This is a genomic window from Pelomicrobium sp. (assembly GCF_036803785.1).
GTDB lineage: Bacteria > Pseudomonadota > Gammaproteobacteria > Burkholderiales > UBA6910 > Pelomicrobium.
Window position 1 is genome coordinate 1 of record NZ_DAIRTR010000056.1, and the last position, 18,135, is coordinate 18,135.

An 18,135-nucleotide genomic window follows, 5' to 3' on the forward strand; every position below is an offset into this window, starting at 1 on the left:
GTATTTGCCGGTGGGCTCGGGGGCGATCGCGGCCACCTCCTCGATCTCCACCGTTACCCGATCCCCCAGATGGTGGCGAAACGCAACAAGCATGCGCTCCCGCGTCCGCGCCCGGTCGTAGCCCGGGCCCGCCACCAGCTGCAGGCGCACGAAGGCAAGCGCCTCCTGGACGATTTTGAACTGTTCGACCCCGGGCAGCTCCCGGATGAGCGTCGAAAACGCCGTGCCGTGGACGCGCTGGCCATTGAGGCCAAGCAGCAGATCGTTGCTGCGACCCTGAATTTCCTGGATCAACGGCAGCCCGCGCCCGCATGGGCATGGACGGTCCGAAAGCAAGGCCACGTCGCCGTTCTTATAGCGAACGAAAGGGAATTCGTGGGAAAACAGGTGGGTTACCACCACTTCCCCGGGCTCCCCTGGTGGCACGGGCCGGCCGCGTGAATCCACCGTCTCGACGATGACGTCCTCCGCCGTGATGTGAAGCCCCCCGTCCGGACACTCGTGGGCGAGGAAACCGGCATCGCGACCGCCGTAACCGTCGGCTACCCGGCAGCCGAATACCCGCGCGATACGCTCCCGCTGATGGGGGTAAAGCCGCTCGGCGGTACAAAAAGCAACCGCAATTCCCAACTGGTTCAAAACAAGGCCTTTGCGCTCGGCGTGCTGGGCGATGAGGGTGAGGGCTGAAGGATAGCCGAACAGCATCTTGGGACGGTAGGTCTGAATGTCGACGACGATGGCATCGAGCTTTTCCGGGGTGAGGGCCGTCGCCGGGACGAGCCGGCTGCGCAGAAAACGGTCGCGCAGCCGCCGCAAGCGATCCTGGGCGGAGAGCTCGATGGGGGAGCTCCAGAGCACCATTTCCCGGTCGCCCATGTCCACGCCCCACCAGCGGGTGGCGCGCCACTTGGCCGCCACGTCGTGGGTGGTGCGCCCTCGGCCGATGTAGAAGCGCAAGGGATCCCCGGTGGATCCGGTCGTCGAAGAGAGCTTTACATTCCGTGCATCGTCCGACAGCAGGTCGTTGAAGTTCGCCCGGATCTCGGCCTTGGTGAGAACCGGAAGCGCAGCCAAGTCGGAAACGGACGTCACCCTGGCCGGATCGAATCCCACCTCGGCAAAGCGCCGGCGGTAGTAAGGCGTGTGAGTGGCGGCGTGCGTAAGAAGGGCGCGCAGGCGCTCCACCCGCAGCTGCTCCAGCGCTTGCGGAGATAACCACTGGGTGTGCTCCAGGGAGCGCAACACCCGCTTGGTGTCGTGCCCTTTTGCCCGCTCGTGGAGCGGGAAAAGAACCGAGGAGCAAAAGGCGGTATACAGGCTCATGTTCCGGTTCTTATTGGGAGTGCATGACCAGTCAGTCGTGAATATTCAGCGAGCCACAGGCCGCGAACCGCTTCCCAGCGATAGCGTCGCGCTTCTTCTAGCCCATTGCGAACCAGACGGGCCGCCAAATCGGTGTCGAGCAATACTTGCACGAGAGCGTCGGCCATGCCCTTCGCATCCCCCGGCTTGACCAGCAAGGCGGTGCGCCCGTGCTCGGCGATGTAGGGGATGCCCCCCACGTCGGTGGACACGACCGGCACCCCGCTCGCGAAGGCCTCCAGGATCGAGATGGGCATGTTATCCACCCGGCTGGGATTGAGCATGGCGTCCGCGGATTGATAGAGGAGGGGCATTTGTTCATTGTCTACCCGGCCGGCAAAGGTTACGGCCTCACGAATACCCAATGCTCGCGCCAAAGTCTGCAAGCGTTCCCATTCAGGTCCGGTGCCTGCCACCGTGAGCCGCGCCTCCGGCAGACGGGCACGCACCCGGGCGAAGGCCTCGAGGGCGGAAGCGATGTCGTAGATGGGCTCCAGGTTGCGCGTGATCACCACGTGCTTGCCTGCAACCTCAGGACGGCAGGCTGCCGGGCGAAACTGCTGCAGGTCCACAATGTTGGGAATCACTCTGGCCTGGAACCCGAACCTTTCGAACACGGTTTTCAGGAACCCGGAAGGGGTGACCAAGGCGTCAGCCCAAGCAAGTCCTGCACGGGCGAGCGGTCCGGCGGTGGAGAAAAAGGTTTCGGCGCCCCCGCCCCGGTAATTCACGATCACCGGAATACGCCTAAGCTTCGCCATCCAAACAGCGGGACAGGCGTGGAGATACCACGCCCAGCCGGAATTGGCCATGACGTGAAACAGATCGACGCGCCCTGCCGCCGCCCACAGCCTGAACAAGTACGGAATGAGCCGAAAGGCTGCGCGCGCGATGGGCACGCGGCCGATCCAGGTGGGAACGTAAGGGGCGTTCACCTGGATGATATCGACCTGAAGGCCCGATTCCCGCAGCAGACGGGCGAGCTGCCGGGTCTGGTTGGCCATGCCCCCAAAGGGGGGCGGCAGGGGCCCTACCAGGCCGATCCTCAAGGGGCGCGGCGCTGCGGCGTCCATGACATCAGGAAACAGAAAATGCGGCGATCCACGAGCAGTCGTCCGTCATGAGAGCGGGAGGCTCAGGGGCACAGAGCGGGCTGCCGCAGAAGGTTTTGCGCAAGGCGCAGGCCATACCGGAGACGGGTTCGATCCCAGGGAGTGAACCGGGGAATCTGGAACGGATCGCAGCCGGTCCCGGCGGCCCCCCAGGCGGTGGAAAAGGCAGCGGTGAATCCCAACGCTCGCACCAGCGCAACATGCTCGCCAGTGTAATCCCGCCCCGGCTTGCCATTGGGATAAGCGAAGAGCCGCACCGGCTCCCCCAGGAGCGCTTCCAGCCGGCCTGCTCCTTCCACGATCTCTTCCCGCGCTTCCCGTGGGCCGAGTTGGGCGAGGATCGGATGGTGCACGGTGTGGGCCCCGATTCCCATCCCAGCGCGCCGTAACGCCCGCAGCTGGTCGCTGGTGAGCATCAAGCTCCGGGGCAGCCGCGCCCCCGCGCGCTCCACCAGGGCGGCGAGCTTCTCCGCCCGGGCGTCCGGGGGAAGGTACTTGAGGGCTGCGATCAAGGCGGCGATGGCTACCTGTTTTTCCTCGTTGCTCCCCACTGGATGCACCCCTAGACCCAGGTCGTCCAGCGCGAGGGGGTCAACGCGGGACTGCCGCACCGCTTCGATCACTTGATCGTTCCACATGATGCCGCCGTCGAGGAAGCCGGTAGCGATGAAGAATGTGGCGGGCAGCCCGAGCCGCTGCAGGATGGGCAACGCCACCGTCAGGTTGTCGGCGTAGCCGTCATCGAAGGTGATGCACAACGCCCGAGGGGGCAGTCGCCCAGCCTGGAGCAGGGCCACCGCTTCCTCCAGAGGCAGGGGTTCGAACCAGCGCCGCACCCAGCGCATCTGCTGTTCGAAGGCTTGTGCGTCCGGCTCGTGCGGAAAGAGGGGATCGGGACTCGCGCGCACCCGGTGGAAGATGAGCACCGTAAGGCGCCCCCGGGGACCGCCGGGGGAGAGGCAATGCAGCAGGGTGCGTAGCGGTATGTCCATCCCGCCGTGCGCTTGGTGACGCAGGAAGGTACGGCTTACCAGCATAGCCCGAGCACCGTTCCCTTGAGCCCCGCCTGGCGCAGCGTTCCGGTCAGATCCAGCACGAGCTGATCTTCCTGCACCTGCTGTGCCAGGGCCTGCGCGAGCCCGTCGTAGACCGCACCCACCACCAGGATGTCGGAATCGGCCACCACCGCCTCGAGGTTCGCGTGCATGAGGGAGCCGATGTGGGGCAGATGCTCCTCGATGAAGCGGCGGTTCGCTCCGAGGAGGCGGGAGAGCTGGACTTCCGGATCGTAGATTCGCAGCGACAGCCCTTTGCCGATGCAGTGCTCGGCCAGAAGCACCAGGGGGCTCTCCCGCAGGTCGTCGGTGCCCGCCTTGAACGAGAGCCCGATCAAGCCCACGCGGCGCTTGCCCGCGGCCATGATCTTGGCGATGGCATGGTCGATGTGGCTGCGGTTGGAGGGCAGAATGCCGCCCAGCATGGGCAGCTCCACGTCCCGCATCTTGGCCATGTGCAGGGTCGCCCGCAGGTCCTTGGGCAGACAGGAGCCGCCGAAGGCAAAACCCGGCTTGAGGTAGGCCCGGGAGATGTTGAGCTGGGTGTCCCGGCATACCAGGTCCATGACTTCGAAGGGGTCCACCCCAAGGGCCTCGCATAGCCGCGCCGTTTCGTTGGCGAAGGTGATCTTGAGGGCGTGGAAATTGTTGCAGGCGTACTTGACCATCTCGGCAGCGCGGATGGAGGTGGCATGGAACTCGCAGGGTAGGTGGCCGAACAGCGCCTTGAGGCGTTCCACCGGATAGGGATGGGAGGCGCCCACGATGGTGAAGGGCGGGCGGTCGTAGTCGGCGATGGAAGACCCTTCCCGCAGGAACTCTGGCTGGAAGCACAGGTGGAAGCCCTCTCCGTCCCGCTTGCCAGACTGGCCTTCGAGCAGGGGCCGCAGCACTTCTTCCACCGTGCCGGGCACCAGGGTGGAGCGGTAGACGAAGACGTGGGTCGCCGCCTTGTCCCGCAGCGCTGCCCCCAGGGATTTCGTCAGGCGCAGGATGGCCGACTGGTCCTGGCTGCCGTTGGGGGCGGAGGGGGTGCCCACGCAGATCAGGGAAAGCTCGCTCTCCAGCACCGCCTCCCGGACGTCGTCGGTCACCCGCACCCGGCCCGAGGCCGCCACCGCCTCCATGAGCTCCACCATCCCCGCTTCCACCACCGGCGTCTTGCCGCGGCGGATGAGATCCAGCTTGGCGGCGTCGATGTCCACCCCGATCACCCGGTGTCCGTCCCGGGCGAGGCATGCGAGGGACACCGCTCCCACGTAGCCGAGGCCGAAGATGCTGATGTTCACGATTGTGCCACCTCCTGCAAGGGAAGACCGCCGGTGCGGTACGTGGCGAGGCAGCGGGCGATGGCCTGGTCCAGCCGCCGCATGGACATGGGCCAGGCGTGGTGGGAGAGCATGCGGGCACGCCCGTTTTCCGCGAGCCGTGCGCGTTCCTGGGGGTCTTCCAGGATGCGCAGGATCGCCTCCTCGTATTCCTGCGGGGTGGAGGCTACCAGGAAATGTTCCCCGGGCTCCGCATCCACGCCCCCGGCCGCCACGCGGCTCGCCACCACCGGCACCCCCATGGCCATGGCCTCCAGGATCTTGTTCTGAGTGCCCCGGGCGATGTTGAGGGGAGCAACCATCACGGCCGCACGGCGCACGTAGGGCCGCACGTCCTCCACGCTGCCGGTCACGGTGACCCCGGGAATCGATCCCAGGCGTCGCACCCGCCGGGAAGGGTCGGCCCCGACGATGAAGAGCTTCAATGCCGGGCGGCGCGCCTTCAGCCGGGGCAGCACCCGGGCACAGAAGTCGAACATGCATTCCTGATTCGGGTAGTAGTCCATGCGCCCCACGAAGCACAGCATGTCCCGGTCGTAGGGCTCCCGGGTGGGGGCAAAAAATTCCGCGTCTACTCCGTTGGGAAACCAGTCGGTTGCCACCTGTACCCCATAGCCCACCAGGGTTTCCCACTCGGCCCGGGTGGTGGCGGTGCACAAATCGAACTTGCTCGCGAGGCGTTTCTCCGCCCCCATGAGCTTCGTTCCTTCCAGCCAGTAACCCAGGGACAAGGGGAAAGGCTTGTAGCGGGCGTATTCCAGCCACTTCTGGGAATCCATGTCGCCGAAGTCCAGGATCTTGGGGATGCCTTGGACGTCCTCTACATACTGGGCCACCGACGAGCAGTGCACGAAGATGAGATCGAAGCTTTCCTGCGCAAGCAGATGCCGGATGCGTCGGGCCAGCACCGGCGAATAGAAGTAGCCCATGGATGAAGGCGTCCGGCTGGGCAGGCGCGCCACCATGCGCACGAACTGCACCGGATCGTGCACCCGCGTCATTTCGAAGTGGGCGCAGACCGCGCCGAGCCCCTGCCCTTCCCGGGCTTCCACCTCGGAGCGGGCCAGGGAGGCCACCGTGACCCGGTGCTGGCGGCTCAAGTGCCGGATCATGTTAAACGGCCGGATCTTCCCGCCCCGCTTGGGCGGATAGGGGAAGCGATGGCAGATGTAGAGGATGTTCATGTCGAGTTGTCCCGCTCAAACTTTCTGCCAGGATCTACCCCTGTGGGGCCGACAACAACCCGAAACGGTAATTTTTTTTTGGAGCCGCCAGCGGTGCGTTGCGGCTGCGCTCAACGCACCCGAGCGGCTTTCTCCCTTTCAAAGAGGCAGCGCGGAGGGGTTGCGCAGTCCTGGGTTGCCCCCGGGCAGCCCGCACGCCGCACCGTGGACGGCCCGTCGCCAGGAAGAGTCTCGAGCGTGGGGTTGTCATGAAAGCCATCACACCAATGCCTTCAACTCCGCCGTCACTTCTTCCGGAGCTTGCCCGTCCAGGTAAATGCGGCTCCAGATCTCCAGGTTGAGCAGCGCGAGCAGCAAATCCGTGTAGTCCTCCCGATTCGCCGCGTGATCGGTCACGATCCGGCGCAGCACCGGGTAATGGAGCCAACCCCGGCGCGCTACCGCTTCTTCGGAGAGCACGCTCGCTAGGAGCCCCCCCAGGGACCCCTTGAGCCAGGCCCCCATGGGGGTACCGAAGCCGCGCTTGCCGCGCTGGAGCACGTCCAGGGGCAGGAGGTCGGACAGGGCGATCTTCAGCAGGTGCTTGAGCTTGCCTTTTCGTACTTTCACCGTTTCGGGCATGCGGGCGGCAAGCTCCACCAGCTCGTGGTCCAGCAGGGGCACCCGGCACTCCAGGGAGGTGGCCATGCTCATCTTGTCGGTGAGCAGCAGCAGGTCGTCCGGGAGCTGGGTCTCGGCGTCCACCGTGAGCAGGCGGTTCAGGCTGTCCTCGCTCAAGGCGCCGGCGAAGGCGCGTTCGAGGGCATCGTCTCCATCGAAGCGCATGCCGCAGAGCGCCGCGAGCAGCTCGGGGGCGGCGATTTGTACGTAGGAACGGTAGCGCTCCTCGAAGCTGAGCTCGGCGCTCGAAAGGAAGCGCTTGGCAAGCCGCATGGCGTTCAAGGCGCCCGAGTGCCGGTCGCTGGGCAGCAGGCGGCCGGCCCGCACCGCGGAGCGGCGCAGCCACCCAGGCAGGCGCTCGAAGCGGGCGGCGAAGTGGCTGCCCAGGTAGCGGCGATAGCCGCCGAAGAGCTCGTCGCCCCCCACGCCGGAGAGGATCACGGTGACTTCCTGACGGGCGAACGCCGACACCAGGTAAGTGGTGAGGAAGGCGGTGTCAGCGATGGGCTCGTCCATGTGCCACAGCAGCCGGGGCAGAAGGGCGGCCACGTCGGGCTTGACCAGGATCTCGTGGTGGTCGGTGCCGAACAACCGGGCGACGCGCCGGGCGTGGGGGAGCTCGTTGTAATAGTCGTCGGCGGCGCTTCCCTCGAAACCGATGGAATAGGTCTTGACCGGGGCACTGGCCGCTCGGCTCATGTAGCCCACCACGGCGCTCGAATCGAGACCGCCCGAGAGAAAAGCGCCGATCGGCACGTCGCTCACCATCTGCATGCGCACCGATCGCTCCATCTGCTCGCGCACTGCGGCGACCCACTCGGCCTCCGACATCCCCCGGTCGACCTCTTGGGGGATGCGCCAGTAGCGGCGCTCCTCTAGGCGCCCGTCCTCGGCCACCAGCAGCGTGGCGGGCGGCAGCTTGCGGATGCCCTGGAACAGGCACTGGGGCGCGGGCACGTAGCCCCAGTGCAGGTATTCCGCCAGGGCGGAGCGATCGACGCGGGCGGAACAGCTCCGAGCCGCGAGGATGGACTTCGCCTCCGAGGCGAAGGTGAGTCGCTGACCTTCCAGCGCGTAGTAGAGGGGCTTGATGCCCAGGCGGTCACGCCCGATCAGGAGCCGCCGCCGCGGCGCGTCCCACAGGGCGAAGCCGAACATGCCGTTCAAGTGCTGGAGGAACTCGTCGCCGTATTCCGCGTAGGCGTGGAGGATCGCCTCGCTATCGGAGCCGGTGAGGAAACGGTGGCCGCGGGCGGAGAGCGCTTGCCGCAGCTCCCGGAAGTTGTAAATCTCGCCGTTGCACACCAGCCACAAGGTGCGCTCCTGGTTGGTGAGGGGCTGGTGGCCACCAGCAAGATCGATGATGGCTAGGCGCCGCATGCCGATGGCGCAGGGGCCTTCGTGATACAAGCCCTCGTCGTCCGGCCCACGATGGACGACAGCCCGACCCATGGAGGAAACTCGGGCCGGGTCGGCGGGGGAGCCGTCCAGATGGAGCACGCCGTAGATGCCGCACATGGTTCGAACTAGTCCTTCATCACTTTAGTCACCGATGAACAGCACTCCACAGGGACGGGACGGCGGGGCAGGGCGTGCAGCTGCCGCGACGGTGCGGGCGCACCCACCCTGCAAGCGGCCCATCGGAGCTCCCGTGGGGTGCGTTGAGCGCAGCCGAAACGCACCAGGCATCGGGCGATCCGATGAGATTCCCCGGAGGCTCGATTTGCGAACAGACGTGCCCAATCGTGCATTGATGGATGAGCTGCTTGCCGTGACCCGTTCATCGCCCGGCCATGGCGGCCGTCTTGGCCTCCCGCTTTGCCAGCACCCGCTCGTACACGGTCGCGTAGCGGGCCACGCTGCGGGCCCAGGTGCGCTCCTCCTCGACGAACTTCCGCCCCGCCTGCTTGAGCGCTTCCCACCGTTGGGGTTCTTGGAGCAGCCGCTCGATGGCCCGGGCCAGGGCCCCCACGTCGCCCGCGGGGAAGAGGATGCCGGTGCGCCCGTCCTGGATCAGCTCCCGGTGGCCGCCCACGTCGGAAGCCACCACCAGCTTCCCCTGGGCCAGGGCTTCCAGGGGTTTCAAGGGCGTCACCAGCTCGGTCAACCGCATGGAGCGGCGGGGGTAGATCAGCATGTCGATCAGGTCGTAATACCGGGTCACCTCTCCATGGGGGACCCGTCCGGCGAACACGACCCGCCCGTGCAGCCCTCGGGCTTCCACCTGGCGGCGCAAAGCCTGCTCCTGGTAGCCCCCGCCCACCAGCAGGAGCTTGAGGTGGCTGTGGCGTGGCGCGAGCAGGGCCAAGGCGTCCACTAGGAGGTCCAGGCCTTCGTAGGCGTAGAAGGAACCGGCGAAGCCGAGCACCGTGGCGCCCTCGAGCCCCAGGGCGGCAGCCAGGGATGGGTCCCGGGGCCGCCCGGCGCCGAATTGGGCCGGGTTCACTCCGTTGGGGATCACGGTGATGTTCTCCGCCGGGATGCCTCGGGCGGCAATGTCCTGTCGCAACCCTTCGCATAGGGTGGTGACGTGGTCGGCTCGGCGCAGGGCGAAAGTTTCCAGGGCGCGCGACAACCGGTAGCGGACGCTTCCTTCGGTGGTGGTGCCGTGGTCCACGGCGGCGTCTTCCCATGACGCTCGCATTTCGTAGACCACCGGAACGCCCCGGCGGCGCCCCACCCACAGGGCGGGAAGCGCGTTGAGGACGGGCGAGTGGGCGTGCAGCACGTCGGGCGCAAGCCGCGCCACCAAGGCATCCAGCCGCCGGGCCGTGGCCAGCATGCAGGCCAGGGGCTCCAAAGGGCCTGCCTGGGTCCAGGCGCTGGGGCTCGCCGGCGTGCGGTAGAAGTGCCAGCCGTCCACCCGCTCCTCGTCCGCCGCGCAGGGGCCCTGCTTGGGGGAGGTCAGGTGAAACGTTTCCCAGCCGAGCGCTTGGGATTCCCGCAGGATCGCCAGGGTGCGGAAGGCGTACCCGCTGTGCAGTGGGGCCGAATGGTCCAGGAGGTGGAGGATACGCAGGCTCATGCGGCCACGCTCTCCCGCTGAGCAGCCTCCTGGCCCAGGGTGTGGCGCAGGAACGCTTCGAACATGAGCAGGGTCCACAAGGGGGCGCTGTGATCCGAGCGTCCGGATTCGTGGGCTTGCACCAGCTGACGCAGGACCGCGGGGTTGAACAGCCCGGTTTGCGCCAGGGCATCGCCCAGGAGCGCCCGGCGCACCCGCTCCCGCAAGGGACCGCGGAACCAGCGGGCGAGGGGCACGGCGAAGCCCATCTTGGGCCGGTAGAGGATTTCCTGCGGCAGCCTCGGCTCCATCGCCTTCTTGAGCAGGACCTTGCCCTCGCCGCCGCGCACCTTGAAGGCGGAGGGCAGGCTCGCGAGCCACTCCACCAGGGGATGGTCCATCAGGGGCTCGCGCACCTCCAGGGAATGGGCCATGCTAGCTCGGTCTACCTTGGTGTTGATGTCGCCCACGAGGTAGGTCTTCAAGTCTAGGTACTGCACCAGGGCGAGGGGGTCCTCCCGGTTGGCGCGGCGGGCGTGGCGTTCGAAGACTTCGATGGCGTTATAGCCGCCGAGCTCGGTGCGGAACGCGGCGCTGAAGAGCTGCCGCCGCAGGTTGTCGCGCAGGATCGACACGCTGTGGAAATAGGCCTCGACGGAGGAACGGGCGAGTGTCTCCAGGGTGGTCTTGGCACGGAAGATCTTTGGTGCCCAGTCCGCCTTGGGATAGAGGCGTCCCAGGAGTCCGAACACCGGCCGGCGCAACGCCAGGGGCAAGGGCGCGCGCAGGCGCTCCTCCCACAGATGCCAGCGGTAGCGCCGATAGCCGCCGAAGCTCTCGTCTCCACCGTCCCCAGACAGCGCCACGGTCACGTGGCGGCGGGCGAGCTGGCATACCCGGTAGGTGGGGATCGCCGAGCTGTCGGCGTAGGGCTCGTCGTAGACTCGGGCGAGCTCGTCCAGGAGATCGAAGTCATCCACGTCCACTGGGTGGACAAAGTGCTCGGTGCCCAGCTGCTGCGCCACCTGCGCCGCGTAGCGGGACTCGTCGAAGGCCGGATCGGAAAAAGCAATGGAGCAGGTGCGCACCGGCTCCCGGGCGACCGCCGCCATGGTGGCTACTACCGCGCTGGAGTCCACGCCGCCGGAGAGGAAAGCCCCCAGGGGCACTTCGGCAATCAGGCGCAGCCGCACCGACTCTTCCAGCCGCGCGAGCAACTCGGCCCGGGCGTCGTTTTCGGAGATGGGATTGTCGAGGGTGAAGACGACGTCCCAGTACTCGCGCGGCGCCGGAATGCGCTTCCCTCGGCGCACGGTGAGGGTGTGGCCGGGGGGGAGCTTCGAAGCTTCCTTGAAGATGGTGCGCGGCTCCGGGACGTAACCCAGGGCGAAATACTCTTCCACTGCGCAAGGATCTAAGGCCAGACGCATGCCCCCGTGGGCGAGCAGGCTTTTGAGCTCCGAGCCAGCCAGCAGCAGCCCGTCGGGCAGCAGCGCGTAGTAAAGGGGCTTCACTCCGAGCCGGTCCCGGGCGAGGAAGAGGGTCTCCTGGTTGCGATCCCAGAGGGCGAAGGCGAACATGCCCCGGAAGCGCTCCACGCAGGCTTCACCCCAGGCTTCCCAGGCGTGAACGATCACCTCGGTGTCGCTGCGGGTGCGGAAGGTGTGTCCCAGGCGCGTGAGCTCGGGAATGAGGGACTGGTAGTTGTAGATCTCGCCGTTGAACACCACGGCGACGCTTCCGTCTTCGTTGAACAGGGGCTGCTGGCCGGTGGCGAGGTCGATGATGGAAAGCCGCCGGTGGCCCAGGGCGAGGCCCGGCTCCCGGTGCACGCCCCCCTCATCGGGGCCTCGATGGCGCTGGACCTCGTTCATGCGCGCTACCGTCTCCAGGGGGATGTCCCGGCGCCCCCGGGTGTCGAAAATGACCACCAGCCCGCACATGGCTCAGCGTCCCGGGGTGGGGCTCACGGGGGCCGGGTTGCGTTCGCCGCGCCGCGCCGGCAACAACGCTTCATAGGTTTCCCGGTAGCGGGCCACCATCTGCTCCAGGCTGAACTGCCGGATCACTCGGCTGCGTCCAGCGGTGCCATGGCGCCGGGCCACTTCCGGGTGATAGAAGTAGTCCAGGATCCGGGACGCCAAGGCCTCGGGGTCTGCGGGCGGAACGAGCCACCCGGTCATGCCGTCGGCCACCAGCTCTGCGTTTCCGCCCACGCGGGTGGCGATCACCGGCAGGCCCGTGGCCATCGCCTCCAGGATGGTGTTGGAAATGCCTTCTGCCCGGGAGGGCAGGGCGAAGCAGTGGAAGCCCCGCAGGAGCTCCGCCACGTCGGCCCGCTCTCCCGGCATCCAGGCGAGGTGGGCGACGCCCGCCTCTTCCAGGACCCGCCGCGTGGCCTCGCGTAGGGGACCGTCACCCACGAGGGCGAGCCGCAGCCGTTGCTGCACTTCCGGGCTGCGCTGGAGGGCCCGCACGAAGGCCCGGGCCAGGGTGGGCGTGTCCTTGACGGGCTCCATGCGACCCACCGTGCCCACCACCCAGAGCCCGGGATCCTGGAAAGGGTAGCCCGGGATGGCCACCGGCGCCTCCTTGGCCGGACGGAAGCGCTCCGTGTCCACCCCGTTGTAGATCTGCAGGACCCGCGCCTTGCCGATGCCCACGGCATCGACGAGATAGCGCTCCAGGTGTTGGGAAAGGGCGATGTAACGGTGAACGAAGGGAGAGAACAACTGGCGCACACGCCGGTAGCGGGTGCGGGTTCCGTCGGGATCCTGGGCGCCCCAGCCATGCTCGCCGTGGACTCGGACGGGCACCCCGGCCGCCCAGGCGGGAACCACCGCCTCCAGGGCGGCCAGGTTGCGGGTGTGGACGATGGCGGGCTTGAGGCTGCGAAAGAGCCGGTAGAGCCGGGGGTAGAGGCGCAGGGCGTGGCCCGGGCCCTTGTGCAGGGCGATGTAGATGACGTCCTGGCGAGCGACGCGGCGGCAAAACTCTTCAGAAACGTCGGTCAGGGACACAACGCCGTGGCGGAACGCCTCTTCGGGCAGGCGGTTGATGAGGTTCACCACCCCGTTCTCCAGCCCCCCCACGGCGAAGCGGTACACCACGTGCAGGATCAGGGGGCGTTCGGCCCGGGCACTCATGGGCGGCCTCCACCGGCGGCGCGCTCGAGCAGCTCGTCGATGGCGGGCGCCATGTCGGCGACGAACCGCTGCAGGGTGTGTTCGGCCGCTTCCCGCGTGTCCACGAAGGGCGTGTACACCACCACCAGGGCAGAATCGTCTCCTCGGCCCTGGAGCTTCAGCCAGGCCAGATAGAGCTTGGCCAGGGGATCGGCGGCGGTGAGCCGGCCATCGACCCAGTACCACTGGTAGACGAGGAGCCGCTGGCCAGGGCCCGCCAGCAGAGCGGATTTTGCTTGAAGCGGTCTGCCCTTCCAGGCGAGGTGGGCCGTCCCGCTGCTCACGAGCCGCCAGCTCGGGTCGCTCGTCTTGACCAGGGCGTTCAACGAGCTCACCAGCTCGGCGCCCTGGCGTTGATCCCGGTAGTAGGCGAGGTAGAGCCCGGCGGCGGCGCCGTCGCGCTGGAATGCGGCGTCGAGCTCGGCCCGGGGCGACTCGAAGGCCGGTTTCCAGGCCGTGAAAGGCGCGGCAGGCTGCCAAGGCCCGGCGAGATCGCTCGCCGCCAGCGCCGGCGGCAGGGTGTTGCGGGGCGCGTCCAGCGCCGCCAGGGCCGCCGGCCAGAGGCTCGCGAGGGACAGGACGAAGGCGGCGGCGATGAGCAGCGATCCCGTGGCGGTGGGGGCGCCCCCCCCAGCGGTGCCCACCGCGGCCGCGGGGGCTGGCTGCGGGGGATCGCGCCAGAAGTAGCCGATCCAGAAGGTGAGAGTGATCACCACGCCAAAGAACAACCATCCGTAGATCAGGTGATCCACCCCGGCTGCCAACTTGTTGCCGCTGAGGTGGCCGATCATGACGATCAGATAGGCTCGCAGCCAGTTGGCGACCACCGGCACCGCCAGGGAGACGGCGACGAAGGCCAGACGCTTCATGGGCTTGCGATAGACCAGGTAGGCGTAGAGGCAGCCCACCATGAAGCTGGCGATGAGATAGCGCACCCCGCTGCAGGCTTCCACCACCGACCAGGCGCCGGTGGGGATGAGGAAGAAGTTGCCTTCCCGGTACACCGGGACGCCGGTCGCGCGCAGGGCAGCGATGGTGACGTCGGCGGTCACGTTCATCATGGCTGGCACGAGAAACTCCCCGGCCGGCACGGCGAAGAGTAGGAAGGCAAGGGGGAAGGCGATGCGTCGCGCGATCTCCAGACCCAGCACCGCGATGAGGGAGGCCTGGAGCATGAGCACCAGGGCGAAGTGGGTGACGCCGATCACGCTGGCCAGCTCTCCCAGGAGCCAGCCGAATCCCGCCAGCGCCACACCGATCAGGGCGGGGTAGAAAGGCCGCGGCACCTGTCCGGCCAGTCGGTGCCGGTCGCGCCACACGAGCCATAGGGCGATGGGCGCGACGAGAAAACCATGGGCGAAAGTCTCCGAGCGGTACCAGACGGACGCCATGGAGCGCGCGGTGTCGAAGTAGAGGAGCAACAGCCCGACCACCACCGCGGCGACCACCAGGACGGCGCTCTCCCTCGTCCCGAAAGGCCAGGGGAAGCCCTGGCCGAAAAGCCCGGGGCGTCCCATCCCGGCAGGCGGGTCCGGCGCCGTGACGAAGGGGTCGGTCTCCACTTTCATCCGCGCTACCCCAGATGGCGCACGAGGTGGGGTCCCAGCGCATTGGCCAGCCCGCGGGGCAGGCGCCGCCACAGCGCGATGAAGGCCCGGTACTTGGGATTGAGGGGGTTGTGCTGAGGGATGGCCCCTCCGCGGTACAGGCAGTACTCGTAATGCAGGGGCGCGGGTTCGAACCCCCAGTGGCGCTTGAAGTCGTAGGAGCCGGTGCCCTGTTTGCTCCTGCCGTAGTCGAAGATCCGCACTCCCCGCTCGCAGGCGCGCCGCATGAGCTCCCAGTACTTGAAGTCGTTGGCCGCCAGCTCCCGGGCGCGGGGATCGTCCCCGGCGTAATAGGGCAGCACCTCGTCTCGAAAATAGAAGGAGAGGACACTGGAGATCGGTCGGCCCGTGGGATCCACCACGGTGAGCACTTCGCAGTCGGGACCGAAGGCCTGCTGCAGGGCCTGGAAGTAGGTCTTGGGCAGAGCCGGGGTGCCGTGGCGGTGCACGTTGTCCGCGTACAGGCGGAAGAAGCGCTCCACCGTGGTGTCGATTTCGCTCTTCAAGCCCGCCTTGATGCCCTTGCGCACCATGGCCCGCTGCTTGCGAGGAACCGCGTTCAGATTCGCCTCCGGTGCCGGCGCCAGGGGCTTGCGGAAAGTCACGTAGAGATCCTGGCGCGGCCAGTCGGGCTGCTGGGGCACCCGGTGGCGCAGCTCCAGGTGGTCCACGCCCAGGTCCCGGCCCAGGGCGCAGGCGGCCGCGATGAGGGCGTGCCGAGCGTCCTCGTGGCTCGCGGCAACACCGCCGTAGGCGCAGAACGGCAGCGACGCCAGGCGATGGCCGAAGAGAAGGCTCTTCGTTTCCGCCAGGGGAAGCACGCCCACGACTTCGCCGCCCTCCTCGGCCAGGAGGTAATGGGTGCGATGGCCGAAGACGCCCTCGATCACCTCTTTCCACTCGATGCGGTGGAAGAAAGTGGCCTCCGGGCAGGCGGCCACGAAGGCGCACCAGCGGTCCCGGTCCGCGTCCCCATAGCGGCGCACCGCCGTGCCGGCCGCCTTTTGCCTCGGGACGAGAACGCGCTCGATGCCTCCCATCGCCTCAGTCCTTGAGAAACACCTGGTCCACCCGGTCCCAGGCGAAATCCTGGAGCAGGCGCTCAAGCCGCCGCTCGGTGCGGGCGAGGTTCAGGTAATGGCGGAACCGGGCCTTCAGGGCCACGCCGGGAACGCGGGGCTGCTGCGGGTCCAGCTCCCAGGGGTGGAAGTAGAACACCGCGGGCATGCCTTCCACCTGGTTCACTCGCCGGAGGAAGGCCCGGGATAGAACATAAGGGAAGAGGCGAAAATACCCTCCGCCCCCTGCCGGCAGGTTGGCGTTCCACAGGCGCGCCGTGGTCACGGGGACCTCCAGAAGCCCGGGCCGGGGCGAGTAGGGGAAGCGGGGCGCCTCGGGCATGCCGTAGTGATCGTGGCGCACCGGGTAGACGCTGGAGCTGTAGCGGTAGCCGGCTTCCAACACGCAGTCGAAGGCCCAGGGGTTGCGCGCGCCAAAGGAAAAACTCGGCGCCCGGTAACCCTTCACCGCCTGGCCAGTGATGTCCTCCAGCACCGATTTCGCCCGCCGAATGTCTTCCAGGAACGCCGCCGGGGACTGGTCCACAGCCCGCCGATGGTCGTGACCGTGGCTCGCGACTTCGTGGCCCGCCTCAGCGATCGTGTTCACTAAGCGGGGGTAGCGCTCCGCCACCCAACCCAGGACGAAGAAGGTGGCCCGGACCCCCGCGCCCGCAAGGAGGGTGAGCACTCGCTCTACGTTGCGTTCCACCCGGCAGGGGAGCCGCTCCCAAGTTTCCCGGTGGAGATGGGGTTCGAAGGCTGACACGTGGAAGTAGTCCTCCACGTCGATGGACAGGGCGTTGACCAGGCGGGCGCCGTTGGCCGGGGCAATGCCGCTCCCACCGCGAAGGTCTCTGGCCATGGGCAGGCCATCGGCAGTGGGCCGGGGCGAGGGATCCAGTCTCATGGGGAGACCCGGCTCAAGGGTTCTGCCACCGCCCGACGGGCAAGCCAGCCGGCAAGGTGGGCAGCGATGCGCTCCGCGGCGCGACCGTCCCAGCCTTCGGGCCGCTCGCCTTTTTTACCCCGCCCGGCCAGGATGGCCTCCACCAGGCAGAGGATCCGCTTTCGGTCGCGGCCCACCAGGGTGTTGGTTCCCCGCTCCACGGTGATGGGGCGCTCGGTATTGTCCCGCAGGGTCAGGCAGGGAATCGAAAGGGCGGTAGTCTCCTCTTGCACCCCGCCGGAATCGGTGAGGACTAGTCGAGCTGCGGCGAGGAGGCCCAGCATTTCCAGGTAACCCGCCGGAGGAAGCAGGGCGATGGACGGGGTGGCGAGACGGGCGGCCAAGCCGAAGCGCTCCAGATGGGCGCGGGTGCGCGGATGGACGGGCCAGACCAGGGGTAAGCGCTCGCTTACTTCCCTGAGGATCTCCACCGTCTCGGTGAGCGCCTCGGGCTCGTCCACATTGGAAGGGCGGTGCAGGGTGACGAGTCCGAACCCCCGCCCATCGACGGACAAACCGGCCTTGTCCAGGGTGGAGGCCGCGGGCACCGCATGGGGCAGATGGGCGAGCAGGGAATCGATCATGACGTTGCCCACGAAATGAATCTTCTCCGGCGCGATGCCTTCCCGCGCCAGGTTCTGCGCGGCCGCCGGCTCGGTGGTATACAGCACCTCCGCAAGCTGGTCGGTCACCAGACGGTTGATCTCTTCGGGCATGGTGCGATCGAAGCTGCGCAAGCCCGCCTCCACATGGACCACGGGAACGTGTTTTTTCACCGCCACCAGGCTGCAAGCTAGGGTGGAATTGACGTCCCCCACCACCACTACGCAGCTCGGTGCGTAGTCGTCCAGGACCGGCTCGAAGCGGCGCATGATTTCCGCGGTCTGCACCGCATGGCTGCCCGAGCCCACCTCCAGGTTCACGTCCGGGGGCGGCAGCCCCAGGTCGCGGAACAACTGGTCATTCATGAGCCAGTCGTAGTGCTGTCCCGTGTGCACCAGCACCGCCCCGGGCAGATCCGAGCGGGCGCGAAAGGCACTCAGCAGGGGCGCCATTTTCATGTAATTGGGGCGCGCCCCCACCACGCACAGGAGGGGACCCTGCTTGCCGTCCGCGGCGCCCATCAGCCTCCCTCCCGCTGCCTGGTGGCGGGCTTCGCCCCCGGCGCGCCGGAGCTTTGACCGCGCACCAGCTCGCTCAGCAGGTCCAGCACCGTGAACATGGTCCGCTCCAGCCGCAGTAGCCGTTGTTGGAGGCTTACCGGATCCGTGCCTTCCGTGCTGCCCAAACCACCGGTCAGCTCCAGCCCATGCCCGGGCTCTAAGTCGCCGACCGGGTTTCCCTTTCCTACCTGCGTCGCGGCCCTGGGGGCTGCCTGCACTCCGGCCGCTCCTTGCTCGGCGGGCGCTGGGACCGACTCGTCCTGGGACACGGCCAGATCCAGGCCGCCCTCGTCCTTCATCTCCGCTGTCACGGCGCGCACGTCTTCCCCGCGGAAGACGTGCTTTTCCGCCAGGTAGCCGGACAGCAGCAGGCGGTTGCAAAGGGTGTTGATGCGCCGAGGGATGCCGCCGGTCGCGCCAAAGATCTCGTCCATGGCCTCGGCGTCGAATTGGGGATCGCCCACCCAC

Annotated in this window: 13 protein-coding genes and 1 pseudogene; all 14 read right to left on the bottom strand. The window is 67.6% G+C overall.

The features are described from left to right. Positions 1-1,323: phenylacetate--CoA ligase family protein (locus V7Q81_RS08230; RefSeq protein ID WP_333841899.1), on the bottom strand; the 1,323-nt coding region annotated here is incomplete at its 3' end. Further along, a complete protein-coding gene (locus V7Q81_RS08235) occupies positions 1,320-2,435 on the bottom strand; it encodes a glycosyltransferase family 4 protein (RefSeq protein WP_333841902.1) in 1,116 nt (371 codons plus the stop codon). The genes V7Q81_RS08235 and V7Q81_RS08230, both read right to left, overlap by 4 nt. 62 nt (positions 2,436-2,497) lie before the next feature. Next, entirely contained in the window at positions 2,498-3,466 is a 969-nt protein-coding gene (locus V7Q81_RS08240; protein WP_333841904.1) for a polysaccharide deacetylase family protein, read from the bottom strand. Positions 3,467-3,501: 35 nt separating this feature from the next. Next, on the bottom strand, positions 3,502-4,818 hold the full coding sequence (locus V7Q81_RS08245; RefSeq protein WP_333841907.1) for a nucleotide sugar dehydrogenase: 1,317 nt from the start codon (positions 4,816-4,818) through the stop codon (positions 3,502-3,504). Beyond that, entirely contained in the window at positions 4,815-6,041 is a 1,227-nt protein-coding gene (locus V7Q81_RS08250) for a TIGR03087 family PEP-CTERM/XrtA system glycosyltransferase (protein ID WP_333841910.1), read from the bottom strand. Before V7Q81_RS08250 ends, V7Q81_RS08245 begins: the two co-directional genes overlap by 4 nt. Before the next feature lie 258 nt (positions 6,042-6,299). After that, on the bottom strand, positions 6,300-8,219 hold the full coding sequence (gene asnB, locus V7Q81_RS08255) for an asparagine synthase (glutamine-hydrolyzing) (protein ID WP_333841913.1): 1,920 nt from the start codon (positions 8,217-8,219) through the stop codon (positions 6,300-6,302). 262 nt (positions 8,220-8,481) lie between these two features. Beyond that, positions 8,482-9,720: a TIGR04063 family PEP-CTERM/XrtA system glycosyltransferase gene (locus tag V7Q81_RS08260; RefSeq protein WP_333841930.1), complete on the bottom strand. Its 1,239-nt coding sequence runs from the start codon at positions 9,718-9,720 to the stop codon at positions 8,482-8,484. 2 nt (positions 9,721-9,722) lie between these two features. Then, positions 9,723-11,648, bottom strand: a complete 1,926-nt coding sequence (locus V7Q81_RS08265; protein WP_333841916.1) for an XrtA/PEP-CTERM system amidotransferase — start codon at positions 11,646-11,648, stop codon at positions 9,723-9,725. 3 nt (positions 11,649-11,651) lie between these two features. Next, positions 11,652-12,851: a TIGR03088 family PEP-CTERM/XrtA system glycosyltransferase gene (locus V7Q81_RS08270; protein ID WP_333841919.1), complete on the bottom strand. Its 1,200-nt coding sequence runs from the start codon at positions 12,849-12,851 to the stop codon at positions 11,652-11,654. Next, a complete protein-coding gene (gene xrtA, locus V7Q81_RS08275; protein WP_333841922.1) occupies positions 12,848-14,458 on the bottom strand; it encodes an exosortase A in 1,611 nt (536 codons plus the stop codon). Before xrtA ends, V7Q81_RS08270 begins: the two co-directional genes overlap by 4 nt. A 5-nt stretch (positions 14,459-14,463) precedes the next feature. Next, positions 14,464-15,537 (bottom strand): FemAB family XrtA/PEP-CTERM system-associated protein, encoded by a 1,074-nt coding sequence (locus tag V7Q81_RS08280; protein WP_333841925.1) that lies wholly within the window; start codon positions 15,535-15,537, stop codon positions 14,464-14,466. A gap of 4 nt (positions 15,538-15,541) precedes the next feature. Continuing rightward, positions 15,542-16,420 carry an XrtA system polysaccharide deacetylase gene (locus V7Q81_RS08285; protein ID WP_333841935.1) on the bottom strand — a complete coding sequence of 293 codons (879 nt, stop codon included), beginning with the start codon at positions 16,418-16,420 and terminating at the stop codon, positions 15,542-15,544. A 41-nt stretch (positions 16,421-16,461) separates the two neighbouring features. Further along, positions 16,462-17,628, bottom strand: a complete 1,167-nt coding sequence (gene wecB, locus V7Q81_RS08290) for a non-hydrolyzing UDP-N-acetylglucosamine 2-epimerase (RefSeq protein ID WP_333841928.1) — start codon at positions 17,626-17,628, stop codon at positions 16,462-16,464. Beyond that, a pseudogene (locus V7Q81_RS08295) lies at positions 17,628-18,135 on the bottom strand (hypothetical protein); the annotation flags it as partial. The gene wecB and the pseudogene V7Q81_RS08295, both read right to left, overlap by 1 nt.

What these genes read in the sequence shown, in the direction of transcription:
- xrtA (WP_333841922.1), bottom strand. Translation starts at nt 14,458, where the DNA reads ATGAAAGTGGAGACCGACCCCTTCGTCACGGCGCCGGACCCGCCTGCC.
- V7Q81_RS08250 (WP_333841910.1), bottom strand. Translation starts at nt 6,041, where the DNA reads ATGAACATCCTCTACATCTGCCATCGCTTCCCCTATCCGCCCAAGCGG.
- V7Q81_RS08235 (WP_333841902.1), bottom strand. Translation starts at nt 2,435, where the DNA reads ATGGACGCCGCAGCGCCGCGCCCCTTGAGGATCGGCCTGGTAGGGCCC.
- V7Q81_RS08285 (WP_333841935.1), bottom strand. Translation starts at nt 16,420, where the DNA reads ATGGCCAGAGACCTTCGCGGTGGGAGCGGCATTGCCCCGGCCAACGGC.
- V7Q81_RS08240 (WP_333841904.1), bottom strand. Translation starts at nt 3,466, where the DNA reads ATGGACATACCGCTACGCACCCTGCTGCATTGCCTCTCCCCCGGCGGT.
- V7Q81_RS08270 (WP_333841919.1), bottom strand. Translation starts at nt 12,851, where the DNA reads ATGAGTGCCCGGGCCGAACGCCCCCTGATCCTGCACGTGGTGTACCGC.
- asnB (WP_333841913.1), bottom strand. Translation starts at nt 8,219, where the DNA reads ATGTGCGGCATCTACGGCGTGCTCCATCTGGACGGCTCCCCCGCCGAC.
- V7Q81_RS08280 (WP_333841925.1), bottom strand. Translation starts at nt 15,537, where the DNA reads ATGGGAGGCATCGAGCGCGTTCTCGTCCCGAGGCAAAAGGCGGCCGGC.
- wecB (WP_333841928.1), bottom strand. Translation starts at nt 17,628, where the DNA reads ATGGGCGCCGCGGACGGCAAGCAGGGTCCCCTCCTGTGCGTGGTGGGG.
- V7Q81_RS08265 (WP_333841916.1), bottom strand. Translation starts at nt 11,648, where the DNA reads ATGTGCGGGCTGGTGGTCATTTTCGACACCCGGGGGCGCCGGGACATC.